Annotated in this window: 8 protein-coding genes and 1 riboswitch; of the genes, 2 read left to right on the top strand and 6 right to left on the bottom strand. The window is 64.1% G+C overall.

The genetic code is table 11. The features are described 5' to 3' along the window. Positions 1-69: 69 nt before the first annotated feature. From LSO07_RS02905 to LSO07_RS02890, 4 genes are all read right to left on the bottom strand, one after another. A complete protein-coding gene (locus LSO07_RS02905; RefSeq protein WP_034783267.1) occupies positions 70-264 on the bottom strand; it encodes a hypothetical protein in 195 nt (64 codons plus the stop codon). A 279-nt stretch (positions 265-543) separates the two neighbouring features. After that, positions 544-2,181, bottom strand: coding sequence for a serine hydrolase (locus LSO07_RS02900; protein ID WP_151092228.1), 1,638 nt, complete (start codon positions 2,179-2,181; stop codon positions 544-546). Positions 2,182-2,203: 22 nt separating this feature from the next. Next, on the bottom strand, positions 2,204-4,063 hold the full coding sequence (locus tag LSO07_RS02895; protein WP_151092226.1) for a M1 family metallopeptidase: 1,860 nt from the start codon (positions 4,061-4,063) through the stop codon (positions 2,204-2,206). Between the two features lie 118 nt (positions 4,064-4,181). Further along, entirely contained in the window at positions 4,182-6,575 is a 2,394-nt protein-coding gene (locus tag LSO07_RS02890) for a M1 family aminopeptidase (protein WP_151092225.1), read from the bottom strand. Between the two features lie 145 nt (positions 6,576-6,720). Beyond that, a riboswitch (yybP-ykoY riboswitch) is annotated at positions 6,721-6,900 on the top strand. A 10-nt stretch (positions 6,901-6,910) separates the two neighbouring features. Here LSO07_RS02890 and LSO07_RS02885 point away from each other — a divergent pair. Further along, positions 6,911-7,486, top strand: coding sequence for a TMEM165/GDT1 family protein (locus tag LSO07_RS02885; RefSeq protein ID WP_070278880.1), 576 nt, complete (start codon positions 6,911-6,913; stop codon positions 7,484-7,486). 113 nt (positions 7,487-7,599) lie between these two features. Next, complete coding sequence (locus LSO07_RS02880; protein ID WP_070278878.1) at positions 7,600-7,821, top strand: hypothetical protein; 222 nt, start codon at positions 7,600-7,602, stop codon at positions 7,819-7,821. On the opposite strand, the gene LSO07_RS02875 is transcribed toward LSO07_RS02880, so the two are convergent. Continuing rightward, entirely contained in the window at positions 7,807-16,434 is an 8,628-nt protein-coding gene (locus LSO07_RS02875) for a GH36-type glycosyl hydrolase domain-containing protein (RefSeq protein WP_151093970.1), read from the bottom strand. The two genes, LSO07_RS02880 and LSO07_RS02875, sit on opposite strands and share 15 nt — an antisense overlap. A 404-nt stretch (positions 16,435-16,838) precedes the next feature. Next, positions 16,839-18,878, bottom strand: a complete 2,040-nt coding sequence (locus tag LSO07_RS02870) for an aminotransferase class V-fold PLP-dependent enzyme (RefSeq protein ID WP_151092223.1) — start codon at positions 18,876-18,878, stop codon at positions 16,839-16,841. Between the last annotated feature and the right edge of the window lie 132 nt (positions 18,879-19,010).

The raw sequence follows: 19,010 nt of genomic DNA, 5'->3' as shown, positions 1-19,010 counted from the left end.
GTCACTGACCAGACCAATGGCGGCGGGCCGAAACGGTGCGCCGCCATCGTCTTGTGCGCGCAGCGCGCCTTACAGGTAAATGCCGTACACGCCACACAGGCGCTTGACCAGGGAGCAGGAGCTGGCATCGCCATCCGTCACGCACGCGGTATAGGCTTCCTCGCAGGTTTCACGGGTTGGCAGGGCATATGCGGAAGAACTGATGGCGCCGGCAAAACCGACGGCGGCGCAAAAGACAAATACGGCTTTTTTCACATTGATCATTTTTATCCCGTTCCCAAAGAGTTGAGTTGTTATATAAAACCACTGGAAGACAAAGACGCCAGCCGCCAGAAACTGCCTGTCGAGAGACGAATTTCATGGCGCACGGAAATAGTAACACCTTGAAAAGTTAATAAATACGCAAACAATAAAACAAGATAACGTTTCTTTTTCATCCCATTTCATGGAATAAAAACTGGCCCGCCGCCCTCCTGCCGTGCATTTGCATGGAAACAGGCGAAAAAAAACCGCAGCACAGGCTGCGGTTCTTGTATCGATACCTTATTTCTTTGCTTCCTTCGGCTTCACCGGCACCAGGCTCAGATCCTGGAAGTCGTAGCTGAAATCCGTCTCGGCCGACACCGGTGCCATCTTTACCCGGTCGATGCTGCCATCGGGATTGAGCGAGAACGTCACGTAGGCATCGGCGTTGAAATTGCGCTCCTTCCAGCGCACGATGAAGGTGTCGTGCTGCCAGTGTTCCAGCTCGCCCGTCAGGTCCGGCGTGCGCGTAAAGCTGAGGATGTGCTTCTTGCCTTCCGTACGGATAGTGACCTTGCCATACCAGGCATCCTCATACTCGCCGTCATACGCCGCCAGCGGCAGCGATGGCTGCGATCTGGCCGCACGTGCGCTCGACGCCTTGCCCTGCTTTTTCACTTCCTCGGCATGCTGGTCCTGCTCCACCTTGGCCACCAGCGCCAGCCAGTCCGACGGCGCCGCCTGCAGGTAATGGTCGAGGATGCGCCATTGCAGCGCCGTCATGGAACCGCCATTTTCCGCATTGGTCAGAATGGCCACGCCCAGCTTTGCTTCCGGCACCATCACCACGCGCGAATAAAATCCTTGCAGCGCGCCGCCGTGCATGGCCACTTTCATGCCCTTGTAGTCGCGCAGCTGGAAGCCCAGTCCATACGCGCTGAAATTCGGTTTCGTTGCGGCCAGCGCCGGCTTCGGCTCGGAAATCTTGATCGGCGTTTGCGCCGTCCACATCTCGCGGCCCTGCTTTTCACTGAACAGGCGCACGTCCTTGCCATCCTTGTCCTTCACGCCGGCGATCTTGCCGCCGTCGAGCAGCACCATCATCCACTTGGCGATATCTTCCGCATTCGTGTTGATGCCGACGGCACCCACGGCATTCGGCACGGGCATGGACTTCACGGCGGCGATCTTGCCGTCGATCTTGCTGTGCGCACTGGCGACGTCGGACTTGCCCGCGTTTTCAAGCAGGCTGGTGGTGGTGCCCGTCATGCCCAGCGGCGCCAGGATGCGTTCGTGCATGGCCTCGCCCCAGCTTTTCCCCGCCTTGTCGGCAATGATCTTGCCGGCCACGATATACAGCAGGTTATCGTAGGCATAGCTGTTGCGAAAACTCGTGGCCAGACGGATATAGCGCAGCTTCTCGATGATCTCGTCGGTGCTGAACGTGGTGGTCGGCCACCACAGCAAGTCGCCCGCGCCCAGGCCCAGGCCACTGCGGTGCGTGAGCAGGTCGCGGATGGTCATGGCACCCGTCACGTAGGAATCGTGCATCTGGAAACCGGGCAAATGCTTGGTGACGGGATCGTCCCAGGCCAGCTTGCCATCGTCGACCAGCATGGCCAGCGCGGCGGCCGTGAAGCCTTTCGAATTCGATGCCACTTCGAACAGGGTCTGCGCATCGACAGCGGCCGGTTCACCCAGCTTGCGTACGCCAAAGCCCCTGGCGGTGACGACCTTGCCATCCTTGACGATGGCGATCGCCATGCCGGGCACGTCGAACACTTTCAGGGCGGTGGCAACGTCGCGCTCAAGATCGAAGGCGGGCGCGGGCGCCGGCGCAGCGGCAACAACGGGTGCGGCGTCCAAAGCCAGCGCCGGCACGGCGATGCTGGAAAACGCCAGCACGATGGCGGCGGCAAGACGGTTCATGGTATGCATGGTCAGGATATCCAAAGAAGGTTCAATGCGCTTGCGCGGCCATCAATTTATCGACGCTCTCCTGCGTCACCGGGTGGTAGCGTTCACGCGCCTTCGCATACACGTCCTTGGCCCAGGCATGGCCCTGCGGCGTCTTCATCAAGGCGCTGTACAGGGGCACGACGAACTTCTGGCGGCCCACGCTCATCAGGAATGCCTGCAAGGGTTGGCGCACATCGTAGCCGGCGTTCACGGAGGCCAGATAAAAGCGGTAAGCCACTTCATTGTTGCCGCTCTTGCCCACGCCGTAGGCTTGGCCCAGCTCACGCAATTGCGCTGCGCTGGCCTTGTTGTTGATATCGTTCAGGAAGTGCATCGATTCGATGGCGATCCACTTGTCCATGCCCAGGTCATTGGTCGCCAGCTCGCCTTTCAGCCAGGCGTCGCGGTGCTGGTCGAGCAGTGCCAGGCGCGGCGAGACGACGCGCTGCGCGCTGGCCGGCACGCCGGTGCCATACAGCCATTCATCGAGTTCCGCTTCCGGCATCACGTCCGGATGCTGCGCCAGCAGGTTCTTGCGCAGGTAGGTGATGAACTGCTCCGTCGTCACGCTCTGGAACGCGTGCTGGTCGAACCAGCCGCGCAGGAAGGGGTCGAATACGGCGCGGCCGGCACGGCGCTCCATGGTGGCCAGGAACCAGGCGCCTTTCGGGTAGATGATGCCATCGTCCGTGTAGGTTTCAGCGGGATTGGCGTCCGCATCGCGCGTGATCAATGCCGTTTTCGCTGCCGGCAATTCGCGGATCGAGGCGGCCAGTTCTTCCTGGTCGACCTGCACGCCCATCTGCGCCACTTCGCTGCCATACAGCTGCTCGACGATGCGCGTGGTGACGTAGGTGGTAAAACCTTCGTTGAGCCACATGTGCTTCCACGAGGCATTGGTGACCAGGTTGCCCGACCACGAGTGGGCCAGTTCATGCGCGATCAGGTCGACCAGGCTGCGGTCGCCCGCGATCATGGTCGGCGTGAGGAAGGTCAGGCGCGGGTTTTCCATGCCGCCGTAGGGGAACGATGGCGGCAGCACGATCATGTCGTAACGACCCCAGCCATACGGACCGTACAGCGCTTCGGCTGCCTGGATCATCTTTTCCGTGTCGGCCAGCTCGTATTCGGCCGCCTTGATGCGCGGCGGCTCGGCATACACGGCGGAACGGGGACCGAGCTTGCGCACTTCCAGTTCGCCGATGGCGATCGCCAGCAGGTACGAGGGGATCGGCTGCGGCATCCTGAATTTCCAGCCGCCCTTGCCCGTCGCTTTTTCGTCATTCTCGGCGCTCATCACGACGCGCATGCCCGCTGGCGCCTCGATGCGCGCGCTGTACGTAAAGCGCACGGCCGGCGTATCCTGCGACGGTACCCACGAGCGGGCGTTGATACTTTGCGACTGGCTGAACATGAAAGGCAGCTTGCCCGACATGGTCTGCTGCGGCGTGAGCCACTGCAGCGCGATGGCGTTCGGCGCCGTGTGATAGTAGACGCGCACCTTGCCCGGCTGGCCCGTGGTGGTGATGCGCAGCGCCTGGCCTTTTTCCGGATCGGCCTTGTCCAGCTGGTACGGCGCCATCTGCCATGCGCCGCGCTTGTCCTGTACCTGCACTTTCGCGATCGACAAATCGCGCGTATCGAGTACCAGGGTACGCGCCGCCGGATCGATCCAGTTCAAGGACAGCTCCGCATAGCCGGACAGGGTCTTTTGCTTGAAGTCCGCTTTCAGGTCCAGCTGCAGGTCGCGCGTGCGCACCTGGTCGTAGCGCGCGTAGCTGAGGGGGTCGGCGTGCGCGGCCAGGGTTACCTGGCAAAGTAGCGCACAGCCCAGCGCGCGCAGGAAGGTCAAAGTTTGCATGGTCGTCTTTTGAATGATTTGCGAAAGCCCCGGTCCGTGTGCGCCGGGGCGTCGCGCAGAATAGCACTTCCGGCGCAGGCCGGCAGAAAAAAGCGCCGGACTGGCCGGCGCCGTTTCCCTATTTCGTCTCGGCCTTGGCTTCCGGCTTGGCCTCGGGTGCCTTCAGCGGCGCATTAAAATCCTTCATCAGGTTGTTCTTGTCGCGGTCCTGCTTGAACAGTTCGAGGCGCGATGGCGTGATTTTTCTCGGCCACGCATTGTTGCTGGTGTCGATATCGGCCGTCTCCCAGTACGGGTCCTGCACCAGTCCCACCATCGGCTCGTCAGTAACGATGACCTTGCTGATCTTGTGCGGCGCATAGCGCCACACTTCGGCAGGCACGCGTTCGATGATCTTCTTGCCGCTTTTCAGTTCAATCTCCAGTATCAGCGGCATCACCAGGCCGCCGAGATTCGAAAAGTCGACCAGGTACAGATGCTTGCCCATGTTGCGCTGTTCCAGAAGCTGTCTCTCCCACGGCTCCAGCGCTTCCTGCTCTTCCGCATAGCTGTTGCGGTCCTTGTTGGTGACCGTGAATTCATCGTGCCGGTTATAGAAATCCTTCAGCGCGGGATCGAGGTCGACCTTCTTCGGCAGCGCCTTGTTGCGCTGGTCCGAGATCGAGATGGGCTGCGCGGCCTTCTGCGCCTTCTTCCACGCTTTCTCGACTTCCGGATTCTTCGTGCTCACGCCATATTCGCTGATGCCGTCGATGCTGATGTCGACCGCGTCCGTGGTATAGAACCAGCCGCGCCAGAACCAGTCCAGGTCCGTGCCGGAAGCGTCTTCCATGGTGCGGAAAAAGTCGGCGGGCGTGGGGCGCTTGAACTTCCAGCGCAAGGCGTACTGCTTGAAGGCGAAGTCGAACAGTTCGCGCCCCAGGATGGTCTCGCGCAGGATGTTGAGTGCCGTGGCCGGCTTGTCATAGGCATTCGCCGTGAACTGCAGCAAGGACTCGGAATTGGTCATGATGGGCACCTGGTTCTGGCTGCGCATGTAGTCGACGATCTTGCGCGGCTCGCCATTCCAGGAGGGGAAATGCTCTTCCCACGCCTGCTCGGCCAGGTACTGCAGGAAGGAATTGAGGCCCTCGTCCATCCACGTCCACTGGCGCTCGTCCGAGTTGACGATCATGGGAAAATAATTGTGGCCCACTTCATGGATGATCACGCCGATCAGGTCATATTTGGCCGTCTTCGAATACGTGAGTTCTCCCGTCTTCTTGTCCTTCACGGGGCGTCCGCCATTGAACGCAATCATCGGGTACTCCATGCCGCCGACGGCGCCATTGACGGAGATCGCGTTCGGATACGGATAGTCGAAGCTGTACTTGTTGTACTGCTCGATCGCGTGCACGACGGCGCGCGTGCTGTACTGCTGCCACAGCGGATTGCCCTCGTTAGGATAGTAGGACATGGCCATCACGCGCTTGCCGCCGCTGTCCAGTCCCTGCGCATCCCAGATGAACTTGCGGCTCGAGGCCCACGCCACGTCGCGCACATTGGCCGCCTTGAAGTGCCAGGTTTTCATGCCCACCGCTTTACTCTTTTCCGCCGCCAGCGCCTCGGCGGGCGTGATCACCAGCAGCGGCGTATTGCTGTTCTTTGCCCGCGCCAGGCGTTCGCGCTGCGCCGCGCTCAACACGCTAGCAGGGTTTTGCAGTTCGCCCGTGGCGGCCACCACATGGTCGCCCGGCACCGTCAGGTACAACTCGTAATCGCCAAACTCCAAGGTGAATTCGCCTGAGCCGAGGAACTGCTTGTGCTGCCAGCCGACAGCGTCGTAATACGCGGCCATGCGCGGGAACCATTGCGCGATCTGGAAAATCGCGTTCTTGTCGTCTTCAAAGTACTCATAGCCGGAGCGCTCGACCAGCACCTTCTGGTCATTGATCTGATACGACCAGTCGATGCTGAAAGTGACGCTCTGGCCAGGCGCCAGCGCCACCGGCAGATCGATGCGCAGCATGGTCTGGTTGACCACATGCGGCAGCGGCTTGCCGCTGGCCGCTTTCACGGCGGTGAGCTTGAAGCCGCCGTCGAATTCGCGGCCCGCATGGATGGCGCGCAAGTCCTCGAATTTCAGCGCTTCGTCCTCGCTGCCGCTCAACCAGGCCTGGCGCGAGGGCGCGCTCAGTACGCGGCGCTGGTCGGCATCCTGGCGCAAGCCATTCTGCTCCAGCTGCAGCCACAAGTACGCAAGGCTGTCGGGCGAGCGGTTGTGGTAGGTGATCTGTTCGCTGGCCGTGATGGCGCGCCGTGCCTCATCGAGCGTGGCGCGGATCACGTAATCAGCGCGCTGCTGCCAGTAGGCGTGACCCGGCGCACCGGACGCCGTCCGGTAGGCATTCGGCGTAGGCAGCAGTTCTTCCAGCTGGCGGAACTTGTCGTCGAAGGGCGCGGCGGCGCACAGGCCGGACAAGGGAGCAAACAAGGTCACACATAAGGCAAGCAAGCGGACAAGGACCGGCATGGCGCATTCCATCTGGGAGTCGTGGGCACACTGCATTCTAAGTCGAGTCTGTTTGCAAATCGATCATTGTTGTCGAAGTCCCACACACCAGGCCGCGCCGTGCCCCGCCGGTACTGGCGCCGGCGCGGGCATTGGCGTATGATGCGCCTCGAACATTGGGGAGTAGTCGTCCCGCGGTCCTGCCGCGGGAACCTGTATCAACATGATTGGCCCGCAGGCCATGGTGCAGGTGGTTGCAGAACTTGACGAGACCATTGATCCAGGGCGGCCGCATGGGCCGGAGTCGCCCGTGGATCATTGGTTAATTCGTCCGGCCCGCGTACTCTTGCAATCTCATGGAAGCATTCCTCATCTCCACCGGCATCGTCGGTCTCGCTGAAATCGGCGACAAAACCCAACTCCTGGCCTTTTTGCTGGCCGCCAAATTCCGCAAGCCCCTGCCCATCGTGCTGGCGATCTTCGTCGCCACCATCGCCAATCACGCGTTTGCCGCCGCCGTCGGTACCTGGATCACCAGCATGCTGGGGCCCGATGTGCTGCGCTGGGTACTGGGCGTATCATTCCTCGCCATGGCCGCCTGGACCCTGATCCCCGACAAGCTCGATGAAGGCGAAACGAAGCTGGCCAGGTATGGCGTCTTCCTGACCACTCTGATCGCCTTCTTCATGGCGGAAATGGGAGACAAGACGCAGGTGGCGACCGTAGCGCTGGCGGCGCGCTATCACGACATTGTCTCTGTTGTGCTGGGCACCACGTTCGGCATGATGCTGGCCAACGTGCCGGCCGTCTACCTGGGCGACAGGATCGCCAACCGCGTCCCGCTGCGCCTCGTGCACGGCATCGCGGCGCTGGTCTTTGCCGTGCTGGGCGTGGCCACCCTGCTGGGCGCGGGCGCGGCACTAGGGTTCTGAGGCAGCCTGATATAATTTCTCATTTACAATATTCATGCTCATAATTACAATGTCGGCGACATGAGTACCGGCGCGCCCATCCCGAGCGGGCAGCGCGCCTTCTTGAGGAATGTATGCAGTTAAACAGAAAAGTGGCGGCGCTGTGCCTGGCCGCTTGCGCCAGCCAGCCTATCGCCGCCCTGGCGATACCCTTGAACTACCACCGCCAGACAGCAGCGCAGTCCGCGCCCGAAGTACGCACGCGCGACCTGCTGCTGTTCGGCGCCGGCTTGATTCTGCTGGCTGGCCGGCGCCGGCCCGAACACGACACCTGGACAATACTAGAGCAGCAGTAGCACCGCATACTCGCGGCCCTCGTCGCGCAAGGCAATGCTGTTGCCGCCCTGCGCGACGCCATCGAGCGACAATCCCGCAGGCCGCCCCTGCGCCTGCTCCACCGTGATGGCATAACTGCTGGCACCGAAGCGGTAATGCAGCTTGAAGCTGTCCCATTCGGCCGGCATGGTGGGCGCCATGCGCAGCACGTTCGCTTCACGCGTCAAGCCCAGCAGGGATTCGACGATCAGGCGGTACAGCCAGCCCGACGATCCCGTGTACCAGCTCCAGCCGCCGCGTCCCACGTGCGGCGCGACGGCATACACATCGGCCGTCACCACATACGGTTCCACCTTGTAGCGCGCCACCGCCTGTGCGTCCATGCCATGGCGCACGGGATTGATCATGCGCAGCAGTTCCCACGCCTTTTCGCCGTCACCCAGGCGCGCAAACGCCATCGCCGTCCAGATGGCCGCATGCGTGTACTGGCCGCCGTTCTCGCGTACGCCCGGCACATAGCCGCGGATATAGCCGGGATTGAGGTCGGCTTTGTCGAACGGCGGATCGAGCAGCTGGATCACGCCGGAATCACGGCGCACCAGGCGCGCATCGACCTGGCGCATGGCGCCGGCGACCCGCTCCTTGTTGGCCGCGCCCGACAGCACGCCCCAGCTTTGCGAAATCGAATCGATCTGGCACTCCTCGTTCGTGTGCGAACCCAATGGCGTGCCGTCGTCGAAATACGCGCGCCGGTACCACTCGCCATCCCACGCATGTTCCTCGACGCTGGCCGCCAGTTTCACGGCTTCGTCGCGGCAGAACTGGGCAAACGCAGCATCGCCGCGCAGCACGGCCACCTCGGCAAAGCGCTGCAGCACTTCGTACAGGAAGAAGGCCAGCCACACGCTCTCGCCCTTGCCATGTTCGCCCACCTTGTCCATGCCGTCGTTCCAGTCGCAGGAACCGATCAACGGCAAGCCGTGCACGCCCAGGCGCAAGCCATGGCGGATGGCGCGCACGCAGTGCTCGTACAGGTCGGCCGACTCGCCCGAACGCACGGGCAGGTCGTAATACGAATCCTCTTCCGGCTTGACGGCGCGGCCCTCGATGAAGGGCGCCACTTCCGACAGCACGTTGACGTCGCCCGTGGCGATCACATAGCGGCAGGCGGCCAGCGGCAACCACAGGTAATCGTCGGAGCAATGCGTGCGCACGCCGCGGTCCGATGGCGGATGCCACCAGTGCTGCACGTCGCCTTCGACAAACTGGTGCGCCGCACACAGCAGCAAGTGATTGCGCAGCAGCTGCGGCGCCGTGTGGATCATGGCCATCGCATCTTGCAGCTGGTCGCGGAAACCGTAGGCGCCGCCCGACTGGTAGTAGCCGCTGCGCGCCCACAGGCGGCAGGCGATGGTCTGGTACATCAGCCAGCCATTGGCGATCACGTCCAGCGATGGATCGGGCGTTTCGATGCGCACCGCGCCCAGAGTGCCTTCCCAGTGCGCGCGCACCGCGTCGAGCGCACTGCGGGCCGCATCCTTGCCCGCATGGCGCTGCACCATGGTGCTGGCGTCGGCATTGCGGCGCCCGCCCACGCCGAGCAGGAAGACGATTTCACGTTCCTGCCCCGGCTGCAATTCAAACGGGACCTGGATGGCCGCGCACGGATCCAGCCCCGTGCCCGCCTTGCCGGACAGGCGCACGCGGCGCAAGGCGGCCGGCTGCGCCAGGCTGCCATTGCGGCCGATGAATTCATTGCGGTCGCAAGTGATGGAGCGGATGCTGGCATCCGTATTGAAGAAGCCGACCCGGCCCGAAAACTCCGTATTGTAGTTATTGCGGGCAAACAGGGCGCCGCTGATCGTGTCGACCTCCGTGGCCACATGCATGCCGGACTTGGCGCGCAGGTCGGCCATCACCCATTCCACATAGCCCGTGACGGACAGGCGGCGCGGCACGCCGCTGTCGTTGCGCACCTTGATGACCGAATATTTGACGGCCGCATCGAGCGCCACATAGGTGCACAGTTCCGTGGCGATACCGCCCTCGCTGTGTTCAAACACGCTGTAGCCGAAGCCGTGGCGCGTGACGTAGTCGCCGCTGCCGCGCGCGGGCAGGGACGAGGGTGACCAGAACTGGCCCGTTTGCTCATCGCGCACATAGAACGCTTCGCCGGACAGGTCGGACACGGGGTCGTTCTGCCATGGCGTGAGGCGGAATTCATGCGCATTCTCGCTCCACGTATACGCCTGGCCGGCTTCGGACACCACCGTGCCGAATTGCGCATTGGCCAGCACGTTCGACCACGGCGCCGGCGTCTGCTTGCCCTCTCCCGTGGTAATCACGTATTCGCGGCCATCGGGCGTGAAGCCGCCGAGGCCATTTTCCAGGATCAGCTCGCGCGCCTGCGCCCGGTGCGGCACGCCGCCATGTTCGCGGGCCGGGTCCTGCAGCAGCGGCGGCATGCGCAGCACGGGGCTCGGCGGACGCTTGACCTGCTCGGCCAGAGTGCCGCGCAGGTCGCTGATGATGGCGCGTGCCACCGATTGCAGCAAGATGCGGTCCTCGTTGGCGATCTGCTCGGCCAGGCGCACGAAGATGCCGCCCGGGCGGTCGATAGCCTGCGCGTCGATGCCCGAGGCGATCAAGCCCATGATCTGGTCGTGCAGCAGCTGGCGGTAGCCCGACTGCTCTTCATACCAGATCACCAGGTCGACGATCAGGCCTTTCAGGCGCCAGTAGGCATGCGCCTGCACCATCTGGCGCGCCAGTTCGATATTGGCCGCGTCGCGTATCTGCAGCAGCACGATGGGCAAGTCGCCGGATATGGCATACGCCCACAGGCCGGACTGGCCACGCTGGTTCTTGATCAGGATGCTGGCCTCGGCGCGCAGGGCTGCATTCGGATAGATCACGGCATTGGCCAGGCGCGCATACAGCTGCGCGTCCGCTTCGCTGGCATTCAACTGGCGCAGCACCACCTGGCTGTGCGTCCAGGCCAGTTCGAACACGCGGTCGGCCAGGTGGCGGTCCTGGTATTTGTCGATCAGGTGCAGTGCCGCGTCGCGCTGCTCCACCATGCCGGTAACGCTGTCGACCGTGACGGCCTGGTCGGGTTGGAGCGTGATGACATAGCGGATGGCCACGATGGGATCGAGCACGGAGCCGTGGCCGCCACTGAGCGGGCCACTTTCCTGCAGCGCCTGCGGCAGTTGCACCGTATTGCCGCGGCCGATGAAGCGCGCGCGGTCCGTCTCGAACGATACTTCGTAGCGCTCGATATCGTGCACCGTCATCACATGCAGCAGCCACGGCATCTGCTCTTCCTTGGAGCGGGGCCGGCGCGTACATAAAATCGCTTTTTCATGCGCGAGGATTTCCGTCTGTACGAACAGCTTGCTGAACGCGGGATGGGCCGCATCGGCCGCCGCCGGCGCCATCACCACTTCGGCAAAACTGGTGATCTCGATGCGCCGCTGGCGGTTCGAATTATTGCTGATGCGCGTGCGGCGGATTTCGATGTCATCCTCGGGCGAGACGACGATTTCCGTGTACAGGTCGAGGCCATGGTCGGCACGGCGGAACTCCGCCCGCCCCTCGGAAAAGATCACTTCATATTTCTTCGGTTCGGCCAAGGTGGGCTGATACATGGTGGACCAGACGGCACCGTCGTCGAGGTCGCGCAGGTAGCAGAAATTACCCCAGTTATCGCGCGTGCTGTCTTCGCGCCAGCGCGTCACGGACAGGTCTTTCCAGCGGCTGTAGCTGCCGCCCGCATTGCTCACCATGACGTGGTAGCGGCCATTCGACAGCAGCTGCGTTTCCGGCACGGCGCTGTTGGCTTGCGTGAGGATGCGCATCGGCATGGCTTGCTCGGGCGCGCCGCTGCGCAGCACCGCCAGTTCGGCCGTGTTCGAGTAGAACGCGCCGGCCTGCGGCGTGCGTTCCTGCAGCACCAGCAAGGCCGATTGCAGCAGCGGATCGGACTCGAAACGGCGCTGCATCGGACGGTCGTGCAGCAGGTAGCTGAGGGCCAGGAAGCCCATGCCCTGGTGGTGCACCATGAAGGAGCGGATGATGGCGCTGCCCTGCCCGCGCGGCAGGCGCGCCGTCGTGAAATCGATGGCTTCAAAGAAGCCGTAACGGCCCATGTAGCCGGCCGCCTGCATGCGCTGCAGGTTCTGGCAAGACGCTTCCGGCTGGACCATCAGGCCCATCATGCTGGCATATGGCGCCACCACCAGATCGTCAGCCAGGCCCCGTTTCAAACCCAGTCCCGGCACGCCGAAGGCGCGGTATTGATAGTTCAAACTGGCGTCGACCGTGTTGTAGCCGGATTCGGAAATCCCCCATGGCACGTCGCGCTGGCGGCCATAGTCGATCTGCGCCTCGATGACGGAGTGGTAGGTCTGGTCAAGCAGGGTATTCGGGTAGTTCGGCATCACCAGCAGCGGCATCAGGTACTCGAACATCGAGCCGCTCCACGACAGCAGCACGGGCTGGCCGGCCACCATGCACAGCTGGCGGCCCAGGGCGAACCAGTGCTCCTGCGGCAGCTGGCCCTGGGCGATGGCGATGAAGCTGGCCAGGCGCACTTCGGAAGCCAATAAATCGTAGTAGCTGGGGTCCAGGCGCCGCTCGCTGACGTTGTAGCCGATGGCCAGCAGTTTTGTCGATGGGTTGTACAGGAACGCGTACTCGATCTGCGCGAAGTCGCGCGCCTGGCCCGCCGCGTGGGCGATATCGCGCATGTGGCGACCCGCCTGTTCGCGGCCCTGCGCCAGCAAGGCGGCCAGCTCCGAAGGCGTGCCTTCCGATGTTTCCAGGTTGGCCAGTTCGCGCAGGGTCGGCACGCGCAGCCACGCAGGATCGACGCCCGCCTGCGCCGCCCATGGCGTCAGCTGCAGCAACTCGGCCAGCGCCGCGCGGCACTGGCGCGCCAGCGCACCGCTCCACATGGACAGCTCGCCATCCTCGCTTTGCAAGGTCAGCGACAGCAGCGCCTCGGCAGCGCCATTCGCGGCGGCGAGATAGGCATGCCATTCGGCCAGGCTGGCGGGCGCGGCCTGCGCCTGCAGCAGGCTCATGCTCTCGCGCATGGCCTTGCTCTCGCCTTCGGCGGCGATGAATTCCTGCAGCACCTGCGCCGTCGTGCGGATGCCCTGCACCACCTGCGCGCCGATGATCGGGGCGTCATACAGTTCCACCAGTCCCGGCTGCAAGGTCAGCAGATGGCCGGCCAGGTTGCCGCTGTCGACCGTCGAGATGTACATCGGCTGCAGCGCCTTCAGGGTCTGCGTGTCGTACCAGTTATAGAAGTGGCCCTGGAAACGTTCCAGCTCACCCATGCTGTGCAGGGTGGCGCGGCTGCGCTCGATCAACTGGCCCAGGGTGAGGTAGCCGAAATCGTAGGCCGTCAAATTGGCCAGCAGCGCCAGGCCGATATTCGTCGGCGAGGTGCGGTGCGCCACCACCAGGTTCGGATGCTCCTGCATGTTATCGGGCGGCAGCCAGTGGTCGTCCGGCCCGACGAAGGTATCGAAATAGGCCCAGGTCTTGCGCGCCACGCCATGCAGGAAGCGTCCCTGCTCGGCCGACAGGCGCGCCACGGCACGCTCGATGGGGCGGCTGATCCACCAGGCGATGGCGGGTGCGGCCAGCCACAGCAGCAGCACCACGGCGGCGGCGGGCAAGGCCTCGGGACGCCAGTAGAGCAAGGCGCCGAAGGCGGCCAGCGCCAGCGCGGGCGAGCACCACATGGCGCGCCAGCTGTCGGCCTGCGAACCCGACGATACATGCAGGTTCGACGCGCGCCAGTCGAGCAAGTGCTTGTGCGACACGCCCAGGCGCCACAGGGTGCGCACGATGGCGTCCAGGCTGATCCACGCTTCATACGGCAGGAAGACGAGGGTCAGCATGGCGTGCGAAAACTGCACGCCGCAGCGCCGCTCGAAGGCGGCCAGGTGCTGGCGCCACAGGGTGTCGCGCGGTTTGCGCAGCAAATCGTACAGGGCTGAAAACACGGGCGGCAGGAAGATGATGGCCAGCACGGCCGCGCTCCAGAATGCCACCTGCGGCAGGAAGCCCCACGCCAGCAGCAGCGACAAGGTGGTGGCCGGCGCCACGACGCTGCGGCGCAGGTTGTCGAACAGCTTCCAGAGCGACAGCATCGACAAAGGATTGCGTTCGCGCTTGCCGGCGCGGCCCGGCACCCGGCCCAGCAGCCAGCCGATCAGCTGCCAGTCGCCGCGGATCCAGCGCTGGCGGCGGCTCACGTCGGCGTCATAGCGGGCCGGATATTCCTCGTACAGCTGCGAGTCGCTCAGCAAGCCGGCGCGCAGGTAGCAGCCTTCCAGCAAATCGTGGCTGAGGATTTTATTGTCGGGCAGGCGCTGGCCCAGCACGCGCTCGAACATGTCGAGGTCATAGATGCCTTTGCCGATGAAGGAGCCTTCATAGAACACGTCCTGGTACAAGTCCGACACGGTGCGCGTGTAGGGGTCGATGCCTGGCTCGCCGCCGCACAGCAGCTCGTAGCGCGAGGCGTTGGCGCTGGGCAGCGCCACGGCCACGCGCGGCTGCAAGATGCCGTAGCCGGCCACCACGCGCGTGCCGGCCGCGTCCAGTACGGGACGGTTCAGCGGGTGCATCATGGTGGCGATGAATTCGCGTGCCGCGTCGCGCGGCAGCTGCGTATCCGTGTCGAGCGTGATCACGTATTTGATCGTGCGCAGACCGCGCAACTCGCCTTCCACCAGCGAGAATTTGTCGCGCGCGCCGCCCCGCAAAAATGCGTGCAGGTCGGACAATTTACCGCGCTTGCGCTCCTGCCCCATCCACGCATTCTGCTGCGAATTCCACAGGCGCGGACGGTGCAGCAGCAGGAACGGCCCCACCTGGCCCAGCTGTTCCGGGTCGGCCGGGTCGCCGTTTTCCTTGGCCGCCACGCCCTCCACGCGGTATTTCTCGTTCAAGCCACGGATGGTCTCCTGCGCCTGGCGCAGCAGGGCTTCGTCGCCCGGCATCGTTTGCGCTTCCGCGTCGACGAAGTCGGTCAGCAGGCAAAAGCGCAAATTCGGATCGCGGTTGGCGAGATAACGCACTTCCAGCGCCTCGCACAGGGCCGCCACGTTTTCCTGGCTGTAGATCAGGGTCGGCACGACGACCATGCCGCGCGCATCCGATGGAATGCCGGCCTGGTAATCCATGCGCGGCAGCGGGTGCGGCGACGTCATCAGGGTCGCCAGCCAGTTCACCACGGCCACGGCCAGCTGGCTGCTGCCCAGCAGCGCCAGCGCACCCAGCGCCGCCAGGGGCCAGCCCTGCACGCCATGGCGCACGGCGCGCTCGAGCAGCAAGGCGCTCGTCGCCAGGGTCAGGAACGAGATCGCGCCCAGGTAGACGGCCAGCGGCGCGGCGCGCGCCGTATGCTGCAGCGCCTCGATGAAAGGCAGCCTGGCGCCGGCCTGCTTTTCCAGCACCAGCACGCCGCGCCCCACCAGGTAAAAGCCGATGTGGCCGCGGCGCGCGTCATTGCCGTTGCCGTGCGTGTGCGCCAGTTGCACCACCATCTCGGCCACCTCCACTTCGCTGCGCGCGCTGCGCTTGGCGATGCGCTCGATGGCGTGGCGGTAGCTGTCGCGCGTGGCGAAATCCATCAAGCCATACGTGCCGGCCGGGTCCAGGCGCAGGGTCTGCTCGACCACGCTCATGGTTTCGACGAATTCCTGCCAATCCATGGTGCCGAGAAAACGCAGGCTGCCGATGCTGTTGGCGATCGACACCTGGTCGGCCGCCTGCTGCCCGATCTCGGACTGGATCTGCTGCTCGATGGTGAGGCCCGACTCGGCCAGCTTGTGCGTCAGCCACGATAGCGCCAGGGTCAGCGAGGAACTCTGTCCCTGCAGGCGGCGCGACAATTCGGCCACGAAGGCGCTGGTCATCGGCGGATTCGAACGTGCCATGTCTGCCACCAGCAGTATCAAGCCGCTGGGATTGCGCTCGGCGATCTCCGTCATCTGGTCGGCCCAGGTATTGGCCAGGTCGCGCTGCATGCGGTCATCGGCCACGCGTACGGCGACGCGGCGCAGGTTTTCGATCAGGGCCAGACGCAGCATGATGGGCACGGCCCACAGCTCGCCCAGGGTCAAGGTGGCCACGTCCTGGTACGCCTCGACGAAGTGGCACAGGTTTTCCAGGTCGACGCGGCCATCGCCATGCGAGATGATTTCCAGCGCGATCTTGTACACGCGCGGACAGCCGGCATCCGCCCCAGAGGTCAGCCGTGGCAGCTCCTTGCTGTAGTTCTTCGGCAAATGCCGCCGCGTGGTGCGGATCTGCTCTTCGATCAGGTAAAAATTATCGAGCAGCCATTCCGAGGCGGGCGTGACCTGGCGCCCGCTTTTCACCGTGGCCGTCAGCTCGTTGACGGTAGCCGTGATCAGGGCCGCATTGTCGGCCAGGCGCGCCAGCAGGCGGTCGCGGCCATGATGCCGACCTACCGCATGGCCGGCGGCCACGTGCTTGCCGTGGGCGGCCATCTGGATGGCGCTGAATAATTCGGAACGCAGGGGCAAGGCATCGTCGCGCGCGGCGTCGAAGGTGTCCGGTGCGAGGGAATGGTCGCGGAAGATTTCCCTGACTTTGGAAATCTGTTCCTTGATCTGCTGCGTGACAACTGCTGTGTACTCTTTCAACTTGGCCTCGCTAGGTGCGCGCAGGCAGCCAGCGGCCGCCGTCACGCTGGCCCAGTCTGAAGAACACGATCGGACACTGGCGAAGACGGAAAGCGAAGCGCCGGAGCGTTGCGACGAATCTCAGGGTATAGGGAGATTTTCTGAACTTCATCGTAGGGGCGCCCTGTGCGCAAGACCGTGCGCTAGCGTACATACCCGGCGCTTTAGGGGCGTGCCGGCAAAGAAATCAGCGAGTAAAACGGGAGAAAAATTCCTGGAGGAAATGAACAGAGGGAAATGAGTAGCAGCACCGTGCCAATGATGGCACGGCGCAATATTTCACGGAAGAAAGTTCAAACCGCTCAGGCAGCGATGGCCAGCGGGTGGCGCGTCGCCTCCGCCATCGCCATGCCGCCGTTGAGTTGCCATGCCGCGCCGTGACCGAGGCGGCACAGGCAGGCGGCGGCGCGCGCGCTGCGGTTGCCGCTGCGGCAGAAAAAGACCAGCGGGCGCTGCGGCTGCTGCAGCCACGCGGCTACCTGGCCCGCCAGGCGGCTCAGCGGTACGCTGTGCACGGCGCAGCCCTCGAATACCGTGCCGGCGCAAGCCGCGTGTTCATACGCTTCGCGCACGTCGACAAGGATGGCGTCGGGATGCTGGCGCAGGAAGGCGGGCAAGGCGGCCGCATCGAGCTGCAGTTCGGCGGCAGGCACGATACCTTCCTGCACGCTGCGTACGGTGCCGCAAATGCTGCCGTCGTCGCCTGATGCGCACAGCACGGTGCCTTGCGTCAGCAGCGCCACATCCAGCAGGGGCGCCAGCGCCTCGGGCGCCAGGTTGCCGATGAAGGCGAAGCGCTGATCGAGCAGGTACACATGGTTTTCACCACACTCGACGCGGCGCAGGCGCTGCTTGCCCAGTGCCAGCTCACCGTCGATATCGATGCGCCCCACCTGCTCGATGGCGAGTTCCTGCAGCAATGCCAGGCGCGCCACGCCATGGTCGGCTGGCGGCGCCGTGTGCACGATGGCGCACAAGGCCAGCTGCTGGCAGCGGATGAAGGCGGCCAGGCGCGGCACGAGCGCGGCGACTGGATCGATGACGACACAACTGGCGCTGGCAGCGTCGCTGATCAGCCAGGTGCACTGGCCATCCACGCTCAGCTGGATTATGCCGTCCTGCGCGCCGTCCTGCGGCGATGGCGCCAGCGCCGACGGCAGCAGACAGCTGCTGCGCAGGGCCTCGCCACAGCGCTCGATGCGCGCGCAGGCAGCGGCAATCGTCGCCGCGTCGATCAGGGGGCCGAACGACAGACGGATGGCCGAGCTGGCGCGCCATTGCGGCACATGCATCGCTTCGAGGACATAGCTGGGGAGCGCCTTGGCGGCGGAGCAGGCGCTGCCCGAACTGACGCGCACGCGCGCCGCGTCGAACAGGTCCAGCAGCTCTTTTGAGGACAGGCCCGGCACGGAAAAATTGAGCGTCGTCGACAAGGACAAGTCGAACGGCATATTGAAAACGATGCCGGGAAAAGCCCGTTCCAGGCTGGCCACCAGCTGCTCGCGGAAAGCGGCCAGGTCGGCGTGGCTGCGGAAGGTCTTGCCATCGTCGAGCGCGGCCAGCACGGCGCCCAGCGCGGCGATGCCGGCCATGTTTTCCGTGCCCGAGCGCAGGCCACCTTCCTGGCCGCCGCCCATCATCAGTGGCGTAAACGGCGCGCCGGCGCGCACGTACAGCATGCCGATGCCCTTGGGCGCATACAGCTTGTGGCCGGAAAACGGCGCGTAATCGATGCGCGTGGCGGCCAGGTTCAGTTTCAGCTTGCCCAGCGCCTGCACGCAATCGACCATCCAGTAGGCGTCGGCGCCCCGTTCCTGCAGCAACTGGGCGATGGCGGACAAATCGCTGACGACGCCCGTTTCATTATTCGCCGCCATCGTGCACAGCATGGCCGCATCGCCGATCAGCGCGCCCAGGGCCTGCAGATCGTGGCGCCCTTGCGCATCGACAGGCAGCTTGCGCACTTCCAGGTTCAGGCCCAATAAACGGTTCCAGTGCGCCAGGCTTTCCGGCACGGCCTTGTGCTCGGTCGCGCCATACAGCAGCAGGCTGCCGATGCGCTTGCCCGCATCGCGCCGTTCGCGCAGCGCGCACAGGGCGGACAGCACGGCCGTCTGGATACCTTCGGTGGCGCCGCTATTGAACATCAACCGGCCGTCGCCCACGCCCAGCAAGCGGGCGGCGCGCTGGCGCACGCCATCCATCATGGCCTTGGCCTGCAATCCCGTGGCATGAGTGCTGCTGGGATTGCCATAGCCCTGCTCCATCGCTTGCCGGGCGGCGGCAACGGCGGCGGGCAGCACGCAGGTGGTGGCATTGCTGTCGAGGTAGATTTCTTTCATGATGGCAGTCTGAGTATTCTATAAAAGGGCGCAGCTAAAAAGGGGGCAGAGCAAGCGGCTGAAACATATGGATAGTCTACCGGCCTGCACCCGTGAAGATATGCCAAAAGACACTGCAACTACGGTACTATG

The organism is Janthinobacterium sp. PLB04, assembly GCF_021165895.1.
Taxonomy (GTDB): domain Bacteria; phylum Pseudomonadota; class Gammaproteobacteria; order Burkholderiales; family Burkholderiaceae_D; genus Janthinobacterium; species Janthinobacterium lividum.
Note: the sequence above shows the minus strand (reverse complement) of the source record. Positions and strands in the feature narration are given on the sequence as shown.